Below are 21,209 nucleotides of genomic sequence, written 5' to 3'. Positions count from 1 at the left end.
TAAACAAATAGTTACATAACACTCATCGTCAATCCAAATCTTTGTGCGTTTTTTGCGCTTGATTGTTGTGCGATAAAAGCGCACAACAATCCCATCACAACCCGTGGTGGAGAAAATCCGTGTCGAATACACGATACAAAATTGAAGAAGCCGATGGCGGCTTTGTGCTGATAGAAGAACGCACAGGGCCATTCCCCACAGAAATCCGCGTGCCTTATTCCATCGCGCAGGAAGCAGAAAGCGGAACAGACGCCGCATCCCGTAATGGTGATGCGCTCAGGGATCAGCGCAAAGTGGAAGCGCTTAAGTTAGCGCGGTATACCGCATCATTTTTTATCGAAAAAGATCCAGATGCCCAACGCCTGCTCCGTATCCGTGACCGTGTAGAAGCACTGGTAACAGCTTCCATTGCTGAATTGCGCAAGAATGCAGCAATCCCTGACACACAGGGAGTAGCTACAGAAGAGGAAGAGCCCTCTAACAAGGAACTTCTGATCGCAATACGCAGACAAGAAGCCCTTATCAGAGGGAAAGCCTAAATTACTCTGCAGAAAAAGTTCCATCTCTGAACTTAGCACGCAGCCCCTCAAGAACTTCTTCAAGACTATTATGGCGGTTTCTTGCTTCTGCTGTGCGCTTTGCAAATTCTTGAGCTGGAATTTCCAGATTGCATGCAATTTCGGCAACCTCTTTTTCTACAGCCGTCATTGCCTTGTTCTTGTGGTAACTGCGCGTTAATGCACCCGCTGCCTGAATAAGAGCGCAATCTACTTCTTTAGAGATTTGTTTTGTCACCGTTTTTCCTTTCTTGGGTCTGTTGGCGCGCCAAGAATGGGAAAAGTTGGGGGAGTCTGGCAACAGGCTTCCCCTTCAAAGAGAAGCAAGATGGTTCATCAGCCTAATCGGACAGAACGGTATCAGTTCTCAGTAGATGAGAGCCGGAATATCGAACGCATCATCAAGCGCGTAATTGAAAGTTCCAAGCCTACCAGTCTGGCCTCCAAAAATAACATTTACGACAAAACAAGGCAGCTGCTGCGCGTATGTCATGCCCGTGTCTGCCCGCTGGATCTGGCTACCATGGTGCAAGCAGATATCCGGCTAGTGCTGGAAGATCTGGGCACGCTCAGGCGCAACCTGAATATAAAAACCGCGCACATGGATTACGGCACGCGGCTGCACTTTGCGCTTAACGTGGTGTACCGCCGCAGGGAGCAGGCAGCATGAACGCCATTCCCTGCCCTGCGCCTCTCAGCTCATTCAAAACAGCACAATCAATACATCGCCGCGCTGCGCTTATCCGCGTGCAGGCTGATGCCCTGATGTCTCATTCCATCGTGCTGGAAACCTATCACCGCGCATGTAGGGCCAGTGAAAACCATTACGGCGCGGAATCATGGCGCAAGCTTGCGCACCATGCCCGTGAAGAAGCCGAGCTTCTCTATACCCGCGCCAATATCCTTGAAAGCTACATCAAATGAACAATCACGCCTTTCAGGCTGCCCGCACGCAGCTGGAGCAGCTCATCCACCGTAATGTGGACAGCAAAGAAAAGCTGGCCATGCTTTCCCTGGTCAAAGACATGGCCGCCGCAATGGAGGCCGAGCAGGACATTGCAGATACCGCCCTGCGCATAGGCTACGCCAAGCGCCGAACCCCTATGGCACGGATTCAGGATTTCATTCTGGGTGAAGTGAGGGCTGCATAATGACCACCAAGAAAGAACAGGCGCTACTTGATCTTGACCGCACATATGCGGAGTTCAAGGAACTCATACAGTCTGCGCCAGAAGACGCCAGATTTAGTATGGCCGCAGTATTGGTCCAAATTGAAGATGATGGATGCCGTGCAGCCTTCTCTTTAATTGGAGATACGCCAATAGATATTGTTCTGGCTGCTTCAACTGTATTCGGTTTTTCTTCTGGTCTCTCAAAGAAATTCAAAAATCCGGAGTATTTCGTTGAGACTGTGAATGCAGGCATTCAATACGGCACCAGTGAATTCCCCAAAGCAAAAGAAGCAGAACCATGCTCAACCGCAGCGCATTAACCCGCAAACAGGCTGTGGCGCTTTCCATCTTGGCTGCTCAGCCGGATGGATACCTCACCCACAGCAAAACAGTAGCATCAGCATCTGCTCAACTCGCAGCCAGAAAACTGGTGCGGCACATCAGAATAGACGGATTTTGGTACTGTGCCCTTACAGAAACGGCACGGCAGGAATACCCAATTATCCGCCGTGAGGTCAGAAAATGTTTGGCAGCGTAGGAAACATCAATGCGCAACCCTGCACCGTCTCAGCGCCTCACCATGTTGTGGATTGTGCTGTCAGTTATCGGAATATGCGGAAACACGTTCCTACTTCTGCACAGATAGATCTGGAGCAGCTTCTAGGCACCTACGCACCACCACCACAGGTGGAAGCGCCAAAGCGTATCCGTAACGATAAACGCTTGGGTTTTCGCATCCGCCAGTGCCGCCACGAACTGCGCATGAGCCTAGAACAGCTAGGCCACGCCATAGGCTGCACCTACCAGCAGATGCAGAAGTATGAAACCGGCAAGAACGCCATAAAGGCCACGCTCTTGCCAACATTCGCCACCGCACTGGACGTGCCGCTGACATGGTTTTTTGAAGGATTGGAAGCATGATGAGAGGAATGATTGCAGCACCTACCCGCCGTATTCTCAACACGAAGGAAGCGGCTTCATACATGGGTATGTCTGTAACCACATTCAGGGAGCAAGTAGCGCCGCAAGTAAAAGGTGTAAGGGTGCTGCCGAAGCGCATTAGCTACGATGTAGAGGAATTAAACAGCTTTATTGATCGTATGTCAGGGAAATCAACGGATTCTCACGAACAGAATTTCTGGGATAAATTCAGGTGACAATCATACGCCTGAAATACGTTCACAAGTTCCCCGGCCGCAATGGGAAGACTCGTTATTATCTCAGAAAGCCGGGGCATAAGCAGGCTAAGCTGCCAGATCCATCCAGCCCAGATTTCTATGCCGAATATCTGCGTCTCCTGAATGGGGACGCCCCAAAGATAGAAGTGCAGAAGTCTAAAACGATTGAAGGCAGCTTGCTTGACCTTATCGTGCAGTGGAAAACATCCCACAAATATAAAACCATCAAACAGAGCACGAAACAGGTATATGATCGGCTTCTGAACAGAATAGCTGCAATGGATTGCGCTCAAGGCGCGGTCAAGCATATGGCTCCGCAAAATATTCGCTTCATCATGCGCCAATATGAAGAAGCAGGCCCCACAACAGCTAATCGCATATTAAGCATTCTCAGCATGATGCTGGACTATGCCATAGATATTGGCTGGCGTGATGATAACCCTGCCGTGGGTATTAAGCGCCTGCAAATAAGATCCAAGGGGCTGCATTCTTGGTCTGATGCAGAGATTGAGAAATATCAGTCGCATTGGCCTACAGGCACAAAGCAGCGTCTGGCATTTGCTTTATTATTATATACGGGCCAGCGCAGAAGTGATGTTGTGCGCATGCGCCCAGAGGATGTGTCTGGCGGAAGCATTAAGGTCACGCAGCAGAAAACTGGTGCAAAGCTGGACATCCCTATTCATCCGAAACTTCAGGCAGAACTGAATGCTTGGCAGGATGTAGGTGCAGGAACATTCCTTGCCACAGAGTATGGCAAGCCGTTTTCTGTGAACGGATTTTATAACAATTTTTCGGAATGGTGTCAGGAAGCCGGATTGCCCAAAGGATGCAGCCCTCACGGGTTACGCAAAGCAGCAGCTAGACTGCTTGCAGAAGCTGGCTGCACCACGCACCAGATCGCATCCATCACAGGGCATAAGACTCTATCAGAGGTGGAAAGATATACCCGTGCTGTGGAGCAGAAACGCCTAGCTCAAGAGGCCATGATCAAGATCGAATAATTGGCACACACAAAACACGGATTGGCACACATTGGATAAAGTGCCTTGTTTTTATGGGATAAAATAAAGTGCTGGCGGATGGGGTGGGATTCGAACCCACGGTACGGTTCCCCGTACGCTGGTTTTCAAGACCAGTTCCTTAAACCACTCGGACACCCATCCTCAATTCATCCATCTGAGGACCTGCCGCCTTATAAACAGGATATGGCCACCCTGTCCAGCGGGAGAAAACACGATATATCAAACGGAGTAAACTTGCTCTTCGGGCGTCAGGCTTGTACAAGCCCCATCCTTAATGGACATTCCTTTCAGGGACGAATTATGAAACAGCAGGCAAACCTGATCCGCGCCGGTCAGGTGATTGAGCATGATGGCCGCCGCTGGACGGTGCTGAAACAGCAGATCATCACCCCCGGCAAGGGCGGAGCATTCATTCAGGTTGAAATGCGCGACCTGAAAACCGGCAACAAAACCAACGAACGCTGGCGGACCGCTGATAGCGTTGAACGCCTGATGACGGAAGACAAGGAATACCTGTATTCCTACACCGATGGCGAACTGCTGGTTCTGATGGACCCGGAAACCTACGACCAGCTGACAGTTCCCGTGGATCTGCTGGGTGATCAGGCTCCGTTCATTCAGGATAACATGACCATCAACCTGCATCTGGTTGAAGGTGATCCGGTTGGTATTGATCTGCCGCCGCAGGTTACGCTGGAAGTTGTGGAAGCTGACCCGGTTGTAAAAGGCCAGACAGCCTCTTCCTCCTACAAGCCCGCAAAACTCTCCAATGGTGTCAAAACCATGGTGCCGCCCTTTATTGAATCGGGTGAACGTATTGTGGTTCGGACGGAAGACGGTTCCTACGTCGAACGCGCCAAAGACTGATCCCTTCCGTTTTTCTCTCCAGAGCAGGACAAAACTACAGTGGCCATGCGTCTCTCCCCCGTCATGATGGTGATGCAAACAGCAGCCCAGAAGGCGGCCAAGCGTCTCCTGCGCGATTTTAACGAAGTCGAGCAGCTTCAAGTCAGCATCAAAGGGCCGGGAGACTTTGTTTCCCAAGCTGATCTACGCGCAGAACAGATCCTGCGGGAAGAGCTGGAACGCGCCCGCCCCGGCTATGCCTTCTTCATGGAAGAATCCGGCAAATCCGGCAGCGATAACTGGACATGGCGTTGGGTGGTAGACCCGCTGGATGGCACCACCAACTTCCTGCACGGCATTCCGCATTGGGCTATTTCCATTGGCTTGCAGCGCCGCCTGCCAGATGGGCGTATCGAACTGGCCGCAGGGCTGGTTTATAACCCGGCAGCAGGTGAAATGTTCTGGGCAGAAAAAGGCACCGGTGCCTATCTGAACGAACGGCGTATCCGTGTTTCCGCACGGCGTGACATGCAGGAATCCCTGTTTGCCACAGGCATTCCGTTCGCCAAGGTGCCTGCACGTATGCGTCTGCCGTTTGCACGCGTGCTGGGTGCCCTTATGCCGCGTGTTGCTGGTGTGCGCCGCTTTGGTGCCGCAGCGCTTGATCTGGCATGGGTAGCTGCCGGACGTTACGAAGGGTATTGGGAATTCGGCATCAAACCGTGGGATTGCGCTGCCGGTGCCCTTATCGTGCGTGAAGCTGGCGGCCAGGCAACAGACCCCGCAGGCGTTGATCTGGATGATCTGCCTGATGATGTCATGATTGTTGCTGGCAATGGCAACCTGCACAGCAAACTTCTGGAAGTGGTGGCAGATAGCCTTAAAGACGGCAACTAACTCTTCTGCCCCATATTAGCTTTCAAAAAGCCTGCCTCATTAAAGTGAGGTGGGCTTTTTTGTTCTTCATATGTTGCTTTTTGATTTCTAGCTCTGGCATTCCGCGCTGGAATGGATCATCTAGTATTTATCATGCAGACATCCTTCCCCTCCGCTTACGATGCCCCAGCACTGGTTGCATATAAGGGAGCCTATTCCCTTCTTACGGAAGATGGAGAGGTTCTCCATTTGTCTGCGCAGGATGTTAGGCAAAACCTGCAAAACATGCCTAGCCCGCTTGTTATTCACGCGCCAGCATTGGCGCGGCGGTTAGATTTGCCGCCTCCGGGGCAACCTGCACCGTGGCTGGATCTGCTAGAACTGTTTGCCTTTGTGCACCCTGCCACACCTGTGGCCCCTACCCCACGCGGTTTGGCACTGGCCTTGGGCATGCAGGATGAGGACATAGGCGCGGCGGAGGCTGATCTTCTGCCTCGCCTTCTTTCTCTTCTCCTTACCAATCTGGCACGCCAGAACAACGGCGCAACAGCAGAACATCTTGCTGCTCTCACTGTAAGGTTGGGCCAAGCGGGATGGATTTGGAGCGGTACAGTTGCCGAAACCTTGGGGCTGCATGACAAACTCACCCCGCAAGGCAGATTACCCGAGACAATGCTTCAGCCAGGGGATGCTCTGCGTATCTGGCGTTTTTCGCCAAAATGGGAGGAGACACCTCTTCCCCCTCCGCCTGCGTCTCACCCCATTTCCCCCGTAGAGGCACGCGAGCAGCTTACCAAAATGCTGGGCGAGGATGCCGAAATCCGCGCCGGACAAGCCGACTTTGCATCAGTTGCTACAGGAGCGTTTGAGCCACGCAATGTGCGTGGAGACCCCGCCATTGTGCTGGCAGAGGCTGGCACAGGAACTGGCAAAACCTTAGGCTACATTGCTCCCGCCAGCCTTTGGGCAGAACGTAACAAGGGGGCGGTTTGGATCAGCACCTATACGCGCCATCTACAACGGCAAATTGAGCAGGAAACCCGTAGGCTCTACCCAGATCAGGCCACACACCGGCAACGCGTTGTGCTGCGCAAGGGGCGGGAAAATTATTTGTGCCTGCTGAACATGGAAGAAGCCGTTAACACTGCGGCCTCTCGCCCGGCTGGTATTACCATCGCCCTTATCATGCTGGCCCGCTGGGGCTTAGCCACTGCAGATGGAGATCTGTTTGGCGGAGACCTGCCCGGCTGGTTTGGTGATCTGTTCGGCCAAGGGAATCTGATAGGCGTGGCAGACAGGCGCGGTGAGTGTATTCACGGCGCGTGTGCCCATTATCAGAATTGCTTTGTTGAACATTCTATCCGCCGCGCGCGTGAAGCTGATCTGGTTATTGCCAACCATGCTCTTGTTATGGCGCAGGCTGCCTACGCACAGGCAGGTATGAGTGATGATGCAGATGAAACGGATGATCCCTCTGCTCCCTCCCGCTATGTATTTGATGAAGGCCATCATCTGGCCGATGCCGCAGATAGCGCCTTTTCTGCCGAACTTTCAGGGCTGGAGGCCGCCGAGCTACGGCGTTGGCTGCTGGGGGCAGAAGGTAGGCGTTCCCGCGCGCGCGGCTTAAAGCGCCGTTTGGATGATCTGGTTGTTGGCCATCCTAAACTGGAAACACCCTTGGAAGCGGCGCTTATGGCAGCAACCGCCCTTCCTGCTCCCGGATGGTCTTCACGATTAGGGCAAGAGCAGGCGGATGAACCACCGCCGCCAGAACCCCCAGAAGATATCGGGCTGTTTCCACTTGAACCAGAAGCTCCTCAGCCGGTTTTGGAAAATCCTACAGAAATTTTTCTACGGCTCCTGCGGCAGCAGGCTCTTGCCAGAACACAGGAAGGCGGAAAACAGCACGTTTATGCTGCCCTTGAATGTGATCTGCACCCTTTGGTGCCAGACTTGGCAGAAGCCGGGCATCTTTTGGCCCGCGCCTTAACACGTCTTGTTGAACCTTTGCGCACCTTGGCGGAGCGCCTGCACGCGCGCTTGGAAGAAGATGCCGAAACACTGGATTCTACAACTCGCGGGCGCATAGAGGCCATGACGCGCGCCTTACGCCGCAGGGCTATCTCTCGGCTGGATGCGTGGATTGCCATGCTGAGCGCACTGGACACACCCCCTGAGCCCGATACCACACCGTCCCACGTGCACTTCATCCGGGTTGAGCGGCGCGAAAAACAGCGCATGGGAGAGCAGGATGTGGGCCTTTATCGCCATTGGCTAGACCCCACCATTCCGTTTGCTGGCATCATGGCCATACCTGCACAGGGTATGTTGATTACATCTGCCACCTTGCGTGACCAACAAACGAACGAACCAGATAGCGATAACGCAGAACAGGCATGGGAAGCCGCCGAGGCACGCACCGGGGCTAATCACTTTCCCTCACCTCCTCTGCGTGCCAGTCTGGCCAGCCCGTTTGATTATGCCCGCCAGACGCGCGCCTATATTGTAACGGACATAGACAACAGCAGTATTGTTGATCTGGCAGCCGCATTCCGCACGCTTTTCTTAGCATCTGGCGGTGGGGGCTTGGGGCTGTTTACGGCCATTTCCCGCTTGCGCGGTGTGTACGATCGTATTGCGCCTACACTGGAAGAAAACGGTCTGCCGCTTTACGCCCAGCATGTAGATGCGATGGACAACAATACGCTGGTCGATATTTTTCGGACAGAAGAACACGCCTGCCTGCTAGGCACGGATGCCATGCGCGATGGCGTGGATGTACCCGGAAATGCGCTACGGTTGGTGGCATTTGAACGTGTGCCGTGGCCCCGGCCAGACATTCTGCATCGTGAACGCCGGATTCACCTTTCTGGAGGTGACCCGAAATCTTTTGATGAACGGATTGCACGCCTGCGGTTACGCCAAGCCTTTGGTCGGCTTATTCGCCGTCAGTCTGATCGCGGGGTCTTTGTCTTGTTAGACAGGCGCACCCCTACCCGCTTGCTCAGTGCTTTTCCCGAAGGGGTGGAAGTTCGCCGCCTTGGGTTAGCAGACACTGCACGAGAACTTGCAGCCTTTTTGGCAGATACAGAAAGGGCCGATCAAAACTGATCGGCCCTGCCTGAAAAATCAATCTACTTTCAGATTGGTTGCAGCCTGCTTGCCGCGTTCTTCAACCAGATCGAAAGAAACTTTCTGTCCGTCATTCAGGCCACGCAAACCCGCTGCCTGTACTGCGGTAATATGCACGAACACATCTTTACCGCCATCATCTGGGGCAATAAAGCCATAACCCTTGGTGGCGTTAAACCATTTTACTGTACCGGTCGGCATGAGCGGGATAGTCCTTGTTCTTCTCAACGTTTTGTCCTGCTGCACACCGTGTGCGGTTCAGGATATACCTCATCCCCCCATGACCAGCCGCAATTGTCAATCATAATTCGCTAACCGACCACAGCCGGGACAGGGAAATAGGCCTAGGGATTCATGTTGCTTTTCAGGAAATCAATGCTGCGTTCCTGCGCTTCCTGATAAGCTTTGGCATTAAAAGAGCTTCTTTCCGGACAACCAAATCCGTGCCCTGCATCATCGTACACGTAAAGTTCAACTTCCGGATGCGCCTGCCGAATAGCTGCAATATCGGTATGCGGGATACTTGCATCCTGTTCACCAAAATGGAGCTGTACCGGGCAGCACGGAGTCTCGTTCCGGCTGGCGGCAATACCACCCCCATACCAGCCAACAGCAGCCGCAAAATCATCTGTTCTACATGCGGCTTCCCAAGCCAGTGTACCACCCCAGCAATAACCGATAATGCCGACTTTACGAGGCTTGAGCACTGAGGCGGCGGCCTGAATATCCAGCAATGTTTTGGCAAGCGGGATCTGCGCCCGCAATGCCAGGCCCTCTTTCACACCTTCTGCGGAATAATCCAGTTCCACCCCACGCTGCACGCGGTCAAACAAGGCTGGCGCAATTACGTGGAATCCTGCCTTGGCAAAGTTTTCGCACACCTGCCGGATATGGTGGTTCACACCAAAAATTTCCTGAAGCACCACAAGTGTGTAAGGATGATGGCTGCCTTCGGTTTCCCATGCGGAAAACTCATGCCCGTCCTCAGCCTGAAGTGTTGTGATATGACCCATATGAGCACCTCCTATGCGCTCTCAGGTTACAGCAAAAAGAAACTTTATCCACATTCCTTGACTCTGCCTTTGGGCAGACCTATCTCCTTTTCTGGCACTCCCGGGGTGGGAGTGCTAACGTAACGCGGCGTTATGTTACGCGCGACAAAGCGGATGGGGCTGCTTTCTGTTAAGGGCGCCATCCCAAAAATGAATGTGGAGCGATCCATAATGACGAAGTTTCGTCCCTTACACGACCGGGTAGTTGTCCGTCGCCTTGAAGGCGAACAGAAGACCGCTGGCGGGATCATTATTCCTGACACAGCTCAGGAAAAGCCTATGGAAGGCGAAGTGGTTGCTGTTGGTCCGGGTGCGCGGAATGAACAGGGCCAGATTGTGGCGCTTGATGTTAAGGCCGGTGACCGCGTCCTGTTCGGCAAATGGTCCGGCACGGAAGTGAAGATCGACGGCGAAGAGCTGCTGATCATGAAGGAAAGCGACATCATGGGCGTGGTAACCGCCTGATTTTGCGCTGATCCGCATTTTTAATTTCAGAACGATCTTCACAGGAGAAATTCAATGGCTGCCAAGGACGTAAAGTTTGGTGCAGACGCACGCCAGCGTATGCTGCGCGGTGTGGATATTCTGGCTGACGCTGTAAAAGTGACGCTGGGCCCCAAAGGCCGCAACGTGGTGCTGGACAAGAGCTTTGGTGCCCCGCGCATCACCAAGGACGGTGTTTCCGTTGCCAAGGAAATCGAACTGGCTGACAAGTTCGAAAACATGGGCGCCCAGATGCTACGTGAAGTGGCATCCAAAACCAACGATGTGGCTGGTGACGGCACCACCACGGCTACGGTTCTGGCTCAGGCTATCGTGCGTGAAGGCCACAAGGCTGTTGCCGCCGGCATGAACCCGATGGATCTGAAGCGCGGGATCGACAAAGCTGTTAGCGTTGTTATCGAAGAGCTGAAGAAGAACGCTAAGAAAGTGACCACCCCGGCGGAAACCGCTCAGGTTGGTACGATTTCTGCAAACGGTGAATCTGAAATCGGTCAGATGATTTCCGAAGCCATGCAGAAAGTTGGCTCCGAAGGCGTGATCACGGTTGAAGAAGCCAAGCACTTCCAGACAGAACTGGATGTTGTTGAAGGCATGCAGTTTGACCGCGGCTACATCTCTCCGTACTTCGTGACGAACCCGGAAAAGATGACAGCGGATCTGGAAAATCCCTACATCCTGATCCATGAAAAGAAGCTGTCTTCCCTGCAGCCCATGCTGCCGCTGCTGGAATCCGTTGTTCAGTCCGGCCGTCCGCTGCTGATCATTGCAGAAGACGTTGACGGTGAAGCTCTGGCAACCCTAGTTGTCAACAAGCTGCGCGGTGGCCTGAAAATTGCTGCTGTCAAGGCCCCGGGTTTTGGTGATCGCCGCAAGGCCATGCTGGAAGACATTGCCATCCTTACGGGCGGTCAGGTCATCAGCGAAGATCTGGGCATCAAGCTAGAAACCGTTACCCTGAACATGCTTGGCACCGCCAAGAAAGTGCACATCGACAAGGAAAACACCACCATTGTTGATGGTGCTGGCAAAGCCGATGACATCAAGGGTCGCGTCAAGCAGATCCGTGCACAGATCGAAGAAACCTCTTCCGACTACGACCGCGAAAAGCTGCAGGAACGTCTGGCCAAACTGGCTGGCGGTATTGCCGTGATCCGCGTTGGTGGTTCCACCGAAGTGGAAGTGAAAGAACGCAAGGACCGCGTTGACGACGCCCTGCACGCAACCCGTGCTGCTGTTGAAGAAGGCATTGTTCCGGGTGGTGGCACGGCTCTGGCCCGCGCTACGCTGAAGCTGGAAGGCCTGCACTACCACAACGATGACCAGCGCGTTGGTGGTGACATCATCCGCCGCGCCCTGCAGGCTCCTCTGCGCCAGATCGCCCACAACGCTGGTGAAGACGGTGCCGTGATCGCGAACAAGGTGCTGGAAAACAACGACTACAACTACGGGTTCGACGCTCAGGCTGGCGAATACAAGAACCTTGTTGAAGCCGGCATTATCGATCCGGCCAAGGTTGTCCGCACGGCTCTGCAGGATGCAGCTTCTGTTGCTGGCCTGCTGATCACCACGGAAGCCATGGTTGCAGAACGCCCGGAAAAGAAAGCTGCTCCGGCTGGTGGCCCTGACATGGGTGGCATGGGCGGAATGGACTTCTAATTTTCCAGCAAAGATTATTTTTGGTATAAAAGAATAAGGGGAATAGCTTCGTGTTACTCCCCTTTCTTTTGAAATATTTCAATTGAATGCTCTCAAATTTCATTTAATTTATGGCTCATACATACAAAGTATTTTTCTTTAATTATCTATAAAACTTAGATATGAAACAAAATTTTGGAGACCCTTTTTGCATACACTCGAATTTTTGAATATATGTAACTAAATAGGTCAATCGTAAAATTATTTTCCACTGTGGAGAGTTACATGAAATATGCCGTTTTTTTTAAAACTCATAAATGGGATAGTATTATAGAAACACAATATGAGCGCATGAAAGAATCTGTTCAAAACGGGGATCTTTACATCCTTTATGATGAAACATTTTCCCGTGCCCCTACCCATTTATCTAATGTAATATCAATTACTCAATCAGACATTGAACGCGTTGGATTAGTGAACCATGGTGGATTTTGGTATAATGGAGATTACGGTGGCATCGTATCTTTTCTACTAAAACCTGATTACGATTTTTACGTATTTTCTGAATATGATGTCGGTGTATATCATAATCTTGACAATATTATCGCGACTATGAAAAATGAAAATATAGATGTGATCGGAAATGAAATAAAAGATTCCAACTGGATACATGCATCTAGTGCGCAACCATATTATAATGTGGAAATAGAAAAATCCCTTTTTTGTATTGGATTTTTTTCACGAAGAGCTATTGTAAATATTTATGCTCGACGCTTGCAGCAAGCTATTTTTCGAAAGAAACATAATTTAGAATTTTGGCCAATTGGAGAAGCTGTTATGGCCACAGAATGTAAATTAAGTAATTTAAATTATAGAAATTTATCCTATTTTTGTGGAAATCTTGATAACTATAACTGGAATGAACCAATTCTGGAAAATTATACTAAGTATATAGATCTAAAAGATACATTCATCCATCCCATTTGTGATTTTGATAAATTTGTTAAACTTACATTTGAAACACAATCAAAAATTGATAACAAATTGATGGATAAAATATCACATATTTCTGACAGTAATGTATACATAAAATCATATTACATGAGAGACAATACAGAATCAGATAAAATAAAAATCTATGAAAAATATGTAGAAAATATCGGCCCAAAAGTTTTTCCTTATATAAATGAAAATATCATCTCGTACGGATGCAAAGCATATCAAAGTTCATGTTCTGAATATTCATTTTCAGAATTTGAAGCAAATAGAGTTCTAAATTTACTTCCACGATACCATTTTTCTATGCATACAGATATGGAACTTAATCCATGGTGGCTATTAGATTTAGAAAGAGAACGTCATATATCTAATCTTTATATTTTTGACCGACCAGACTTAGGTGGTTTTAGAAGTATAAATTTAGATGTAAGTATAAGTTCTAACATGAATGACTGGACATCTCTTTACGTAAAAAAGGATGATTCTTTACTTTGGAATAAAAAGATAGTTATTGAATCTAACGCTAGATATATAAAAATATCTCTACTTTCTATAGGAATTCTGCATTTAGATACTATTGTAGTTACTAGCACAGAAAAATAATAACATTAGTATAATTATTTTCTTTTTAACCTTGATATATCTGAACCTGTTAGATCTTGAAATTCTTCTCATATTATAGGGATGGAAGAAGAGTAACCGGCCGCTCTGGGCCGCCTTGATTATGCGGCCTGCCTGTGCAGTGTATTCACGGGTTTCCAGTTCCATGGCAACAGTTCGTGGAGCCGGTTGATCTTGTGCTCGTTGATACGGGCCAGGACGTCGGCGAGGTAATCGTGCGGATTAAGCCGGGAGAGTTTTGCGCTTTCGATAAGCGTCATGGCATCAGCGATGTTGTCGCCCCCGGTGTCGGATCCGGCAAAGAGATAATTTTTTCGCCCCACGCATACGGGCCGTATGGCGCGTTCGGCAGGATTGTTGTCGATGGCGACACGACCATCTTCGAGGAACAGGGTAAAGGCCGTCCACCGGTTGAGCGCATAACGGATTGCTTTTGCCAGTTCCCCCTTGCCTGGGATACGGGCAAGCTGTGTTTCGCACCATGCGTGGAATGCTGTGACACGGGGGCGGCTTTGTTCCTGTCGGACAGCCAGACGATACGGGGCCGGGTGTCCGGTGATCTGGCGCTCGATATCGTAGAGCTCTCCGATCTGTTCAAGTGCTTCCCTTGCGATTGTCGAATCACTGCCCTTCCAGACATCATGGAAGGCCCGGCGGAGATGAGCCCAGCAGGCTGCTTCGCGCACGTGCACGGTTCCTGTTGCGTCTGGTTTATACAGATCCCTGAACCCGGCGTAGGCGTCAGCCTGCAGAATGCCCCGGAACTGTGCCAGATGGGTCTGGGGATTGATCCCCTTGCGATCGGGAGAGAACCAGTAGGCCACGGCGGGCGGATCACTCCCTCCCCATGGGCGGGGATCGCGCAGATAGCTCCAGATCCGCCCTTCCTTCACGCCCCGGGGTTTGCCAGCCTGACGCAGACGGGGGTCAAGAACCTGGATGGGTGTATCATCAGCATGTAGCAGGTCTGCCTTTACGACATCCTGACGGATCAGATCTGTCAGAGGACGCAGAACGGCAACGGCCTGACCACACCAGTCGATCAGGGTTGAACGGGGAATGTCCACACCCTGACGGGCAAAGATCTCATTCTGACGATAAAGCGGAATGTGGTCATCGAATTTCGAGACCAGGATATGGGCTAAAAGCCCGGTGCCAGCCATCCCCCGTGGGACAGGGCGCGACGGTGCTTCAGGCTGCACCAGTGTTTCGCAGTGACGGCAGGATTTCTTCAGCCGTGCCGTTTCGACAACTTTCAGTTTTGCCGCAATAAAGTCCAGTATTTCGGTGACATCTTCGCCTACAAGACGCAGGGGACCGCCACAGGCAGGACAGGCCTCACCTGGGTCGAGAACAATACGCTCCCGTGGTGTCGTGTCAGAAACCTTTGGTTTGCCACGCTGCCGTGGGGGAGAGACTGCATCATCGCTGACATCATGCTCCCTGATATCAGGAGAAGGATCGGCTGCCGCGATGGCGATTTTTACATCTTCAAGGAGCAGTTCGAGTTGTTCAATCTCACGGTCTATCTTTTCTGAACTGGCCCCGAATTTCTGTTTCTGAAGACGTGCGATCCGGATTTTGAGAGACTGGACAAGAGCTTCATACGCACGGGCTGACGCAGAAAGCCGAGCCACTTCGGTCTGCAGGGAAACAATCATTTCCCTCAGGGTATCCGGATCATCAGGCAGGACCGCAGGTGCAGACGTCATTATGAAAAAATAGCAGAAAACCTAAGAAAATTCAAAATGTTCTGCACTCTCACGCCATAAAAATCAGGCCACGCGAGACGGTGGTGCAGACCAGGAAGGGCGTCTCCACTCCATGCCTTCCCACAGCATGGCCATCTGTGCTGTCGTCAGGCGTGCAACGCCCTCTGCCGGAGACGGCCATGGAAAACGTCCCTTCTCAAGCACCTTGTAATAAAGACAGAACCCCTGACCGTCCCACATCAGAAGCTTGATCCTGTCCCCACGGCGACCACGAAAGGCAAAGAGCGCCCCTGATGTCGGGTTCTGACGCAGCACGTCCTGTGCCAGTGCTGCCAGACCCGATATGCCCTTGCGCATATCGGTCACCCCGCAGGCCAGATAGACACGCACGCCGTTGCCCACGCCAATCATGCCGTCTCCGCAATCCGGATGACCCGGGCCAGAAGATCTTCGGCAGGATGTCCCGTCACCCTGATACTACGGCCATTGCGCAGCACTATGGCCAGTTCGTCAGGATCACCGCCAGATGCCACAGCAGGTGTCGTCACTGAAGCAACAGGAACAAACGCCACAGACTGATCTGGGGAAGATAGTCTTTGACGGAATGACGTCCGCCATTGGTAAAGATGTTGGCGGGTCAGGTCATGTCGACGTGCCACATCCGATACACTTGCTCCATCCACACCAACTTCAGCCAGTATCGCCAGCTTCCGTTCATCCGACCAGCGGCGGCGGCGTTCAACGCCAATCAGGATTTCCTGGGTCATTCTTACCTCTCAAATGACGTCAATAACGACGTCGTTAACGACGGTAAATTACCAGTCACAATCCTCAATCATAAGGCGGCCTCAAACGGCCGGTTACCTTCCAGGCGATACGCGCTATCTTGTTTGCGAGGACGACAGCAACCAGCTTCGGCTTTTTGCGGTTAATCAAACCGAGAAGCACGGTGAGACATTCTTGGCTTTTGACTGCTGCACATGCTGAACTACCGCCGTATGCCACGTCTTCTGGTGCAAATCGATCCGTTTGATCTCTTCCCGGATCGGCGCATACTCTTCACTGTGTATTGCGAAATAGCTCCCTCGCCAGCGGTGGCAAAGTCTCATCTGATGTCATCCTGTCTAGGAGCGGTTCAATTCTGTACATACCTGTTGCTGCGGTGATGCCGAATTCTGCTGCAAAACCACGGATTGCATTGGCGATCTGGGAGCTTTACGGACGAGACAGGGGCGATCTGAAAACATCTGATTGAGGCGGTTCGCCCAAAGGGCAAGACTCCCCATGATCTGCGGCGCATGATAGCAGCGATTTTCATGGCGTCATGAGAATGGTGCGAAATGGCGGAGTATCCCCGCCGAACTGGTTCAGGAATACCACGGAGTAGCACTTGGTATGACTTTTCTGGACATTACGAACATCAGGAGCGGCGGGAACCCCAAAAAAGGGCCTCTTTCAAAGAGCGAGACAATCGTGAAGTACTTGGCCGCTCTCGCGGTGGCTACGGCACAACAGTCTATGTGATCGCTGTGGAAGATGGACAAGCCTTCAGTTTTGCGCTGAACTCCCGGCCAGGCTCATAAACTGCCTCTGCAGTCATGCTCGAGAGCCTTCCCGCCATTCCTACGAAACGATACGATGGGCCGGTCATCCGCCCAAAATGGGCCTATCGGTGCCAGTATCTCGTTGAGAATCTCTGAACTTATCCCAAGGAGTGGCGCGCTGTCACAACCAGATACGAAAAAACAGCAACGTCATTCCTTGCGGTCATCCACATCGCTGCCGCAGCAGACTGAAGCAAGCCTTAACAGGCCCTAGTTCAGCAGGAATATTCCGCCATTTTGCACCACTCTCATGACGCCATGAAAATCCCTGATATCATAAGTTACAAATTATGAGGGAGGCCTTGCCCTTTGGGCGAACCGCCTCAATCAGATGTTTCCAGATCGCCCATGTCTCGTCCCTGAAAATGCCTGTTTCACCTTCTTCTGCCACCTCTACAATATAAGAAAAATCTCACATGGCAACCAAGGCTAACCAAACAATCTACTCATGAAAACTCTAACTTAAAACCCGTCACAAATGCTTGACGTGTACTGGAAAAAATTAGATATTATAAAATTTAAAATAAAATAACAGGATAAAATATAATGAAAAAATTATCATTGTTTTTGATTGTTTTTATAATCCAGAAAGCATATGCCCAATCTCCTCGTGTCTCTAAATGTTTTATTGATATTCAAAATAATGGCGCTCAAATGAATGGGCAATATTCTGACGAACAACTTATGCGCTCTAGTGTATCTCAGAATAAAAATCAATTAACGCTTCATATTCCATCAGGGATATGGCCAGGAGCCAATAATTTTAGACTACCTGGCGCTCAATTTGGCAATTGGTTTGCTAATGTTGATGGTGGGATTCGAAATTGGCCGTTTTACGTATGGTCTCCCATGCGAGAAGGCATTCGGGTTCCTTACTATGCGAATGGCCTTACCTCTCTCAGCCATGATTCGTGGGATAGTAAAGGGTTTGTTATATCTCGAGTAGACACTGATCAGACTAATATCAATGCAAACAGAGTAATGGCTGAATTTAATCTTGTTGCTGATACACCCAATGAAGGCGGAACAAGCTATAGCTCAGGCATTCGAAATATAGATCACAATTTAATTTTAACTAATAATTTCTCCGGTTTTGCAAATAATGTTTCTGAATTTACTTTTGACAACTCCCAATCAGGCTTCGGATCACAGATTGTCGGGAATTTTAATAAATATAGAGCATACGGCAATAGTTGGGGATGGAATCAGATTGATGAAATGTTAGATTTTTCCAGTATCAATTTTGGACATCCTGACTTTTTAGCCGATGGTGTAAAACGTGGAACAAAAACTAATATTGAATATGATATGAGTGGTATAGGCCCAGAGCAACCCGAATCTACTTACAACCCCAATGTGCATGCTCGCGAAATTATGTGGATTGGTTTGAATGATTTTATAAAAGGTGACAAATGGCAGCCACATAAGCATTTTGCAATGCACCATATTATTACAGTTACTGACCACGACAATAAATTATGGATGTATGATTCTGACCGTAATGGGGGAGAAACTGGCGCAGCACAACCTGATTGGCCTTTTGATGGAAAATCACGCGTCCAAGATGGTAGCATTACTTGGAACTCTTTAGGGAAATACCACTTTGATGTTGGATCTGTAATCGGCGTAGGGGGACCTACAGATACAAGAGTTGGTACATTAATGTACGAAAGCGGCTCCCAAATCTATAATGCCGTTATCGACATGAGTCGTGCCTCTTTTGTGGATAATATCACACATGTTTTTGCACGTATGTCACCAGATATGTATATTGATATGAGTTCGGATGGAACTCTTTCGGGAAATAATCTACATCTTCTAGGTTATGACAGCAAAGAAAAATCCCTCTCTTATAAAGTGGATGGAATTACCGTATTAAAAATTAGAAACAATGGCATGATAATTTCTTCATCTCCTATTCAATTGCCACTTATGACACGAAAACAAATCAAATCATTTCCATCACCTCAAGAAGGTATGGAAATTTATAGTACTGATGATAAATCAGTAGCTTTATACACAAAACAGGGATGGAAATTACTATCTTCTATGAACCTTCCATAATTAATCCAACAAAGAATATTATTAAATTATAGATAATTATGAAAAATTAGTAAGATTTTGAAAATATTTAGGCAATAGAATTTAAGACCTGTTAGATCTTGAAATTCTTCTCATATTATAGGGATGAAAGAAGAGTAACCGGCCGTTTGAGGCTGCCGTTGATCATGCGGCCTTTTTGAGTGCAGCCAATGGCTGCTGGCCAAGATAGTTTCCGCAACGTAAATTCCTGACATGGCATCGGCTTCTGAGAGCCACTGAAACTGGCGAAGTATTTTGCGTCCTGGATCGCTCGTACCACCTGCTCGTATCTTACAAGATCACGCATCAGCTCAGCACGATAACATTGACGTTCTGCTCATCGTGTCTGGTCGATCTTCTAGCCCGCAGCCATGACGAATGCCCGCGTGCCATTTTTTCGATAACTTTTTCCGGTCGTTATGAGCTTCCAGGCGATACGCGCTATCTTGTTTGCGAGGACGACAGCAACCAGCTTCGGCTTTTTGCGGTTAATCAAACCGAGAAGCACGGTGAGACATTCTTGGCTTTTGACTGCTGCACATGCTGAACTACCGCCGTATGCCACGTCTTCTGGTGCAAATCGATCCGTTTGATCTCTTCCCGGATCGGCGCATACTCTTCACTGTGTATTGCGAAATAGCTCCCTCGCCAGCGGTGGCAAAGTCTCATCTGATGTCATCCTGTCTAGGAGCGGTTCAATTCTGTACATACCTGTTGCTGCGGTGATGCCGAATTCTGCTGCAAAACCACGGATTGCATTGGCGATCTGGGAGCTTTACGGACGAGACAGGGGCGATCTGAAAACATCTGATTGAGGCGGTTCGCCCAAAGGGCAAGACTCCCCATGATCTGCGGCGCATGATAGCAGCGATTTTCATGGCGTCATGAGAATGGTGCGAAATGGCGGAGTATCCCCGCCGAACTGGTTCAGGAATACCACGGAGTAGCACTTGGTATGACTTTTCTGGACATTACGAACATCAGGAGCGGCGGGAACCCCAAAAAAGGGCCTCTTTCAAAGAGCGAGACAATCGTGAAGTACTTGGCCGCTCTCGCGGTGGCTACGGCACAACAGTCTATGTGATCGCTGTGGAAGATGGACAAGCCTTCAGTTTTGCGCTGAACTCCCGGCCAGGCTCATAAACTGCCTCTGCAGTCATGCTCGAGAGCCTTCCCGCCATTCCTACGAAACGATACGATGGGCCGGTCATCCGCCCAAAATGGGCCTATCGGTGCCAGTATCTCGTTGAGAATCTCTGAACTTATCCCAAGGAGTGGCGCGCTGTCACAACCAGATACGAAAAAACAGCAACGTCATTCCTTGCGGTCATCCACATCGCTGCCGCAGCAGACTGAAGCAAGCCTTAATATCTTTTGACTAGACTTATAGCCAATTTTCTGGAAGAATCACTGTCAGCCACTCGCTAATGATCGCCGCGTGTTGAGCAGCAGCATCTTTGTTAACCGAAACAGCCTACGCTGGCTTGAGGCACCAAAGATAGCATAAATACGAAGCTTCACCCAGTTACTGATAAAAACGGGCAAGCGCTGAACTTTTCCTGACTGCAGGACAGGTCCGTGATTATACCGGTGCGGACATCCACATGCGCAAGAACCTTCTCTAGATCAGACCAGAATGTTCAAAAACCAGTGGGTCAGCCCTTCCTCCATCCGACATTTAAACAATTGAGCTTCTTAGCCTATTTATTTTCATCCATATTCACAATTCTTTCATACCTAATAATTTTTCCGCCGGATATTGTCTGTATATGATTAAAATTTTTAGAATGTGGTTGCACAACTTCTCTTGATTTTTGATTCTTCAGCAAATTTTCCAAATCAAAAAAACCATCAAATAACAATTTAATTTCTTTTCGCCCTTCCACATCATATAATAATATTTCTTTATCTTCATATACTTGTAAAGATCTATATTTAACATTACCTTCTTTATCTAAAATAATTAAATGATGATTCTCAATTCGCCATTGCTTTCCAACCCAAAGACTTCCATTTAATACTCGGCCAGAAGCCTCAAAAACAATCAATAATGGTTTTCCCCCTGCTAAAGTATCCATAATCAACCATCTTCTATCTAAAATATTAGGACTAATAACAATAGGTTGACCATTATATGCTTTTGTTTGAAACATAATCCTAAAGTCCTTATAAAACACTCAACCAATAAATGGTGCAAATCTATAATACAAAAAT

At 49.7% G+C, this 21,209-nt stretch carries 23 protein-coding genes, 1 tRNA gene and 4 pseudogenes; 18 read left to right on the top strand and 10 right to left on the bottom strand.

Going from position 1 to position 21,209, the window contains the following annotated elements; translation table 11 throughout:
- The first annotated feature begins 119 nt into the window (after nucleotides 1–119).
- Nucleotides 120–539 (top strand): hypothetical protein, encoded by a 420-nt coding sequence (locus ABNV41_RS02395; RefSeq protein ID WP_349934920.1) that lies wholly within the window; start codon nucleotides 120–122, stop codon nucleotides 537–539.
- Between the two features lies 1 nt (nucleotide 540).
- Here the strand turns inward: ABNV41_RS02395 and ABNV41_RS02390 are convergent, their stop codons facing one another.
- Nucleotides 541–795 (bottom strand): hypothetical protein, encoded by a 255-nt coding sequence (locus ABNV41_RS02390; RefSeq protein WP_349934919.1) that lies wholly within the window; start codon nucleotides 793–795, stop codon nucleotides 541–543.
- A gap of 90 nt (nucleotides 796–885) precedes the next feature.
- On the opposite strand from ABNV41_RS02390, the gene ABNV41_RS02385 reads away from it, so the two are divergent.
- From ABNV41_RS02385 to xerC, 8 genes are all read left to right on the top strand, one after another.
- Nucleotides 886–1,227 (top strand): hypothetical protein, encoded by a 342-nt coding sequence (locus ABNV41_RS02385; RefSeq protein WP_339077036.1) that lies wholly within the window; start codon nucleotides 886–888, stop codon nucleotides 1,225–1,227.
- Nucleotides 1,224–1,481, top strand: coding sequence for a hypothetical protein (locus ABNV41_RS02380; RefSeq protein WP_349934918.1), 258 nt, complete (start codon nucleotides 1,224–1,226; stop codon nucleotides 1,479–1,481). Before ABNV41_RS02385 ends, ABNV41_RS02380 begins: the two co-directional genes overlap by 4 nt.
- The gene (locus ABNV41_RS02375; RefSeq protein WP_339077035.1) at nucleotides 1,478–1,708 is read left to right on the top strand and encodes a hypothetical protein; all 231 of its coding nucleotides are present in this window, start codon (nucleotides 1,478–1,480) and stop codon (nucleotides 1,706–1,708) included. The genes ABNV41_RS02380 and ABNV41_RS02375 overlap by 4 nt, the downstream gene beginning before the upstream one ends.
- Entirely contained in the window at nucleotides 1,708–2,049 is a 342-nt protein-coding gene (locus ABNV41_RS02370) for a hypothetical protein (RefSeq protein ID WP_349934917.1), read from the top strand. Before ABNV41_RS02375 ends, ABNV41_RS02370 begins: the two co-directional genes overlap by 1 nt.
- Nucleotides 2,028–2,267, top strand: a complete 240-nt coding sequence (locus ABNV41_RS02365) for a hypothetical protein (RefSeq protein ID WP_349934916.1) — start codon at nucleotides 2,028–2,030, stop codon at nucleotides 2,265–2,267. Before ABNV41_RS02370 ends, ABNV41_RS02365 begins: the two co-directional genes overlap by 22 nt.
- Nucleotides 2,268–2,341: 74 nt before the next feature.
- The gene (locus ABNV41_RS02360; protein WP_349934915.1) at nucleotides 2,342–2,650 is read left to right on the top strand and encodes a helix-turn-helix transcriptional regulator; all 309 of its coding nucleotides are present in this window, start codon (nucleotides 2,342–2,344) and stop codon (nucleotides 2,648–2,650) included.
- A gap of 8 nt (nucleotides 2,651–2,658) precedes the next feature.
- Nucleotides 2,659–2,886: a hypothetical protein gene (locus tag ABNV41_RS02355; protein WP_349934914.1), complete on the top strand. Its 228-nt coding sequence runs from the start codon at nucleotides 2,659–2,661 to the stop codon at nucleotides 2,884–2,886.
- Nucleotides 2,883–3,911: a tyrosine-type recombinase/integrase gene (xerC, locus tag ABNV41_RS02350; RefSeq protein ID WP_349934913.1), complete on the top strand. Its 1,029-nt coding sequence runs from the start codon at nucleotides 2,883–2,885 to the stop codon at nucleotides 3,909–3,911. Before ABNV41_RS02355 ends, xerC begins: the two co-directional genes overlap by 4 nt.
- Nucleotides 3,912–3,983: 72 nt before the next feature.
- On the opposite strand, the gene ABNV41_RS02345 is transcribed toward xerC, so the two are convergent.
- A tRNA-Ser gene (locus tag ABNV41_RS02345) sits at nucleotides 3,984–4,073 on the bottom strand.
- 159 nt (nucleotides 4,074–4,232) lie between these two features.
- On the opposite strand from ABNV41_RS02345, the gene efp reads away from it, so the two are divergent.
- The 3 genes from efp (at nucleotide 4,233) to ABNV41_RS02330 (ending at nucleotide 8,765) form a co-directional block, all read left to right on the top strand.
- Nucleotides 4,233–4,799, top strand: a complete 567-nt coding sequence (gene efp / locus ABNV41_RS02340) for an elongation factor P (RefSeq protein ID WP_003625750.1) — start codon at nucleotides 4,233–4,235, stop codon at nucleotides 4,797–4,799.
- A 45-nt stretch (nucleotides 4,800–4,844) separates the two neighbouring features.
- Nucleotides 4,845–5,675, top strand: a complete 831-nt coding sequence (locus ABNV41_RS02335) for an inositol monophosphatase family protein (protein ID WP_349935081.1) — start codon at nucleotides 4,845–4,847, stop codon at nucleotides 5,673–5,675.
- A 111-nt stretch (nucleotides 5,676–5,786) separates the two neighbouring features.
- Nucleotides 5,787–8,765, top strand: coding sequence for an ATP-dependent DNA helicase (locus ABNV41_RS02330; RefSeq protein ID WP_349934912.1), 2,979 nt, complete (start codon nucleotides 5,787–5,789; stop codon nucleotides 8,763–8,765).
- 18 nt (nucleotides 8,766–8,783) lie between these two features.
- Here the strand turns inward: ABNV41_RS02330 and ABNV41_RS02325 are convergent, their stop codons facing one another.
- Both ABNV41_RS02325 and ABNV41_RS02320 read right to left on the bottom strand, forming a co-directional pair.
- Complete coding sequence (locus tag ABNV41_RS02325; protein WP_003625755.1) at nucleotides 8,784–8,987, bottom strand: cold-shock protein; 204 nt, start codon at nucleotides 8,985–8,987, stop codon at nucleotides 8,784–8,786.
- A gap of 143 nt (nucleotides 8,988–9,130) precedes the next feature.
- Complete coding sequence (locus tag ABNV41_RS02320) at nucleotides 9,131–9,799, bottom strand: dienelactone hydrolase family protein (protein WP_349934911.1); 669 nt, start codon at nucleotides 9,797–9,799, stop codon at nucleotides 9,131–9,133.
- A 210-nt stretch (nucleotides 9,800–10,009) separates the two neighbouring features.
- Between ABNV41_RS02320 and groES the strand changes: the two genes are divergently transcribed.
- From groES to ABNV41_RS02305, 3 genes are all read left to right on the top strand, one after another.
- Complete coding sequence (gene groES / locus ABNV41_RS02315; RefSeq protein ID WP_026019247.1) at nucleotides 10,010–10,303, top strand: co-chaperone GroES; 294 nt, start codon at nucleotides 10,010–10,012, stop codon at nucleotides 10,301–10,303.
- 54 nt (nucleotides 10,304–10,357) lie between these two features.
- On the top strand, nucleotides 10,358–11,998 hold the full coding sequence (gene groL / locus ABNV41_RS02310) for a chaperonin GroEL (protein ID WP_349934910.1): 1,641 nt from the start codon (nucleotides 10,358–10,360) through the stop codon (nucleotides 11,996–11,998).
- A 264-nt stretch (nucleotides 11,999–12,262) separates the two neighbouring features.
- On the top strand, nucleotides 12,263–13,579 hold the full coding sequence (locus ABNV41_RS02305) for a discoidin domain-containing protein (RefSeq protein WP_349934909.1): 1,317 nt from the start codon (nucleotides 12,263–12,265) through the stop codon (nucleotides 13,577–13,579).
- Between the two features lie 119 nt (nucleotides 13,580–13,698).
- On the opposite strand, the gene tnpC is transcribed toward ABNV41_RS02305, so the two are convergent.
- From tnpC to ABNV41_RS14050, 4 genes and pseudogenes are all read right to left on the bottom strand, one after another.
- The gene (gene tnpC, locus ABNV41_RS02300; RefSeq protein WP_349934886.1) at nucleotides 13,699–15,309 is read right to left on the bottom strand and encodes an IS66 family transposase; all 1,611 of its coding nucleotides are present in this window, start codon (nucleotides 15,307–15,309) and stop codon (nucleotides 13,699–13,701) included.
- A gap of 63 nt (nucleotides 15,310–15,372) precedes the next feature.
- Nucleotides 15,373–15,720 (bottom strand): IS66 family insertion sequence element accessory protein TnpB, encoded by a 348-nt coding sequence (gene tnpB, locus ABNV41_RS02295; protein WP_010510701.1) that lies wholly within the window; start codon nucleotides 15,718–15,720, stop codon nucleotides 15,373–15,375.
- Nucleotides 15,717–16,076, bottom strand: a complete 360-nt coding sequence (tnpA, locus tag ABNV41_RS02290; RefSeq protein ID WP_007400224.1) for an IS66-like element accessory protein TnpA — start codon at nucleotides 16,074–16,076, stop codon at nucleotides 15,717–15,719. Before tnpA ends, tnpB begins: the two co-directional genes overlap by 4 nt.
- 64 nt (nucleotides 16,077–16,140) lie before the next feature.
- Nucleotides 16,141–16,521: pseudogene (locus ABNV41_RS14050) on the bottom strand (hypothetical protein); the annotation flags it as partial.
- Nucleotides 16,522–17,459: 938 nt separating this feature from the next.
- Between ABNV41_RS14050 and ABNV41_RS02275 the strand changes: the two are divergent.
- Nucleotides 17,460–18,977, top strand: a complete 1,518-nt coding sequence (locus ABNV41_RS02275) for a hypothetical protein (RefSeq protein ID WP_349934908.1) — start codon at nucleotides 17,460–17,462, stop codon at nucleotides 18,975–18,977.
- A gap of 376 nt (nucleotides 18,978–19,353) precedes the next feature.
- Here the strand turns inward: ABNV41_RS02275 and ABNV41_RS14045 are convergent.
- Nucleotides 19,354–19,749, bottom strand: a pseudogene (locus ABNV41_RS14045) (hypothetical protein); the annotation flags it as partial.
- Nucleotides 19,750–20,388: 639 nt separating this feature from the next.
- On the opposite strand from ABNV41_RS14045, the pseudogene ABNV41_RS02265 reads away from it, so the two are divergent.
- Together ABNV41_RS02265 and ABNV41_RS14040 are read left to right on the top strand one after the other, a co-directional pair.
- Nucleotides 20,389–20,490, top strand: a pseudogene (locus tag ABNV41_RS02265) (IS5/IS1182 family transposase); the annotation flags it as partial.
- Nucleotides 20,487–20,590: pseudogene (locus ABNV41_RS14040) on the top strand (IS5/IS1182 family transposase); the annotation flags it as partial. The pseudogenes ABNV41_RS02265 and ABNV41_RS14040, both read left to right, overlap by 4 nt.
- A gap of 105 nt (nucleotides 20,591–20,695) precedes the next feature.
- Here ABNV41_RS14040 and ABNV41_RS02260 read toward each other — a convergent pair.
- A complete protein-coding gene (locus ABNV41_RS02260; protein ID WP_349934907.1) occupies nucleotides 20,696–21,148 on the bottom strand; it encodes a hypothetical protein in 453 nt (150 codons plus the stop codon).
- Nucleotides 21,149–21,209: the final 61 nt, after the last annotated feature.

The organism is Acetobacter sp. A11-2, from assembly GCF_040208445.1.
In the GTDB taxonomy this organism is placed as follows: domain Bacteria; phylum Pseudomonadota; class Alphaproteobacteria; order Acetobacterales; family Acetobacteraceae; genus Acetobacter; species Acetobacter oryzoeni.
Note: the sequence above shows the minus strand (reverse complement) of the source record. Positions and strands in the feature narration are given on the sequence as shown.

Coding starts and splice junctions, on each gene's coding strand:
- ABNV41_RS02275 (WP_349934908.1), top strand. CDS start 17,460: ATGAAAAAATTATCATTGTTTTTGATTGTTTTTATAATCCAGAAAGCA.
- ABNV41_RS02360 (WP_349934915.1), top strand. CDS start 2,342: ATGCGGAAACACGTTCCTACTTCTGCACAGATAGATCTGGAGCAGCTT.
- ABNV41_RS02355 (WP_349934914.1), top strand. CDS start 2,659: ATGATTGCAGCACCTACCCGCCGTATTCTCAACACGAAGGAAGCGGCT.
- tnpA (WP_007400224.1), bottom strand. CDS start 16,076: ATGACCCAGGAAATCCTGATTGGCGTTGAACGCCGCCGCCGCTGGTCG.
- efp (WP_003625750.1), top strand. CDS start 4,233: ATGAAACAGCAGGCAAACCTGATCCGCGCCGGTCAGGTGATTGAGCAT.
- ABNV41_RS02330 (WP_349934912.1), top strand. CDS start 5,787: ATGGATCATCTAGTATTTATCATGCAGACATCCTTCCCCTCCGCTTAC.
- ABNV41_RS02385 (WP_339077036.1), top strand. CDS start 886: ATGGTTCATCAGCCTAATCGGACAGAACGGTATCAGTTCTCAGTAGAT.
- ABNV41_RS02320 (WP_349934911.1), bottom strand. CDS start 9,799: ATGGGTCATATCACAACACTTCAGGCTGAGGACGGGCATGAGTTTTCC.
- ABNV41_RS02305 (WP_349934909.1), top strand. CDS start 12,263: ATGAAATATGCCGTTTTTTTTAAAACTCATAAATGGGATAGTATTATA.
- tnpB (WP_010510701.1), bottom strand. CDS start 15,720: ATGATTGGCGTGGGCAACGGCGTGCGTGTCTATCTGGCCTGCGGGGTG.
- ABNV41_RS02365 (WP_349934916.1), top strand. CDS start 2,028: ATGCTCAACCGCAGCGCATTAACCCGCAAACAGGCTGTGGCGCTTTCC.
- ABNV41_RS02380 (WP_349934918.1), top strand. CDS start 1,224: ATGAACGCCATTCCCTGCCCTGCGCCTCTCAGCTCATTCAAAACAGCA.
- ABNV41_RS02375 (WP_339077035.1), top strand. CDS start 1,478: ATGAACAATCACGCCTTTCAGGCTGCCCGCACGCAGCTGGAGCAGCTC.
- tnpC (WP_349934886.1), bottom strand. CDS start 15,309: ATGACGTCTGCACCTGCGGTCCTGCCTGATGATCCGGATACCCTGAGG.
- groL (WP_349934910.1), top strand. CDS start 10,358: ATGGCTGCCAAGGACGTAAAGTTTGGTGCAGACGCACGCCAGCGTATG.
- ABNV41_RS02260 (WP_349934907.1), bottom strand. CDS start 21,148: ATGTTTCAAACAAAAGCATATAATGGTCAACCTATTGTTATTAGTCCT.
- ABNV41_RS02335 (WP_349935081.1), top strand. CDS start 4,845: ATGCGTCTCTCCCCCGTCATGATGGTGATGCAAACAGCAGCCCAGAAG.
- ABNV41_RS02370 (WP_349934917.1), top strand. CDS start 1,708: ATGACCACCAAGAAAGAACAGGCGCTACTTGATCTTGACCGCACATAT.
- groES (WP_026019247.1), top strand. CDS start 10,010: ATGACGAAGTTTCGTCCCTTACACGACCGGGTAGTTGTCCGTCGCCTT.
- ABNV41_RS02325 (WP_003625755.1), bottom strand. CDS start 8,987: ATGCCGACCGGTACAGTAAAATGGTTTAACGCCACCAAGGGTTATGGC.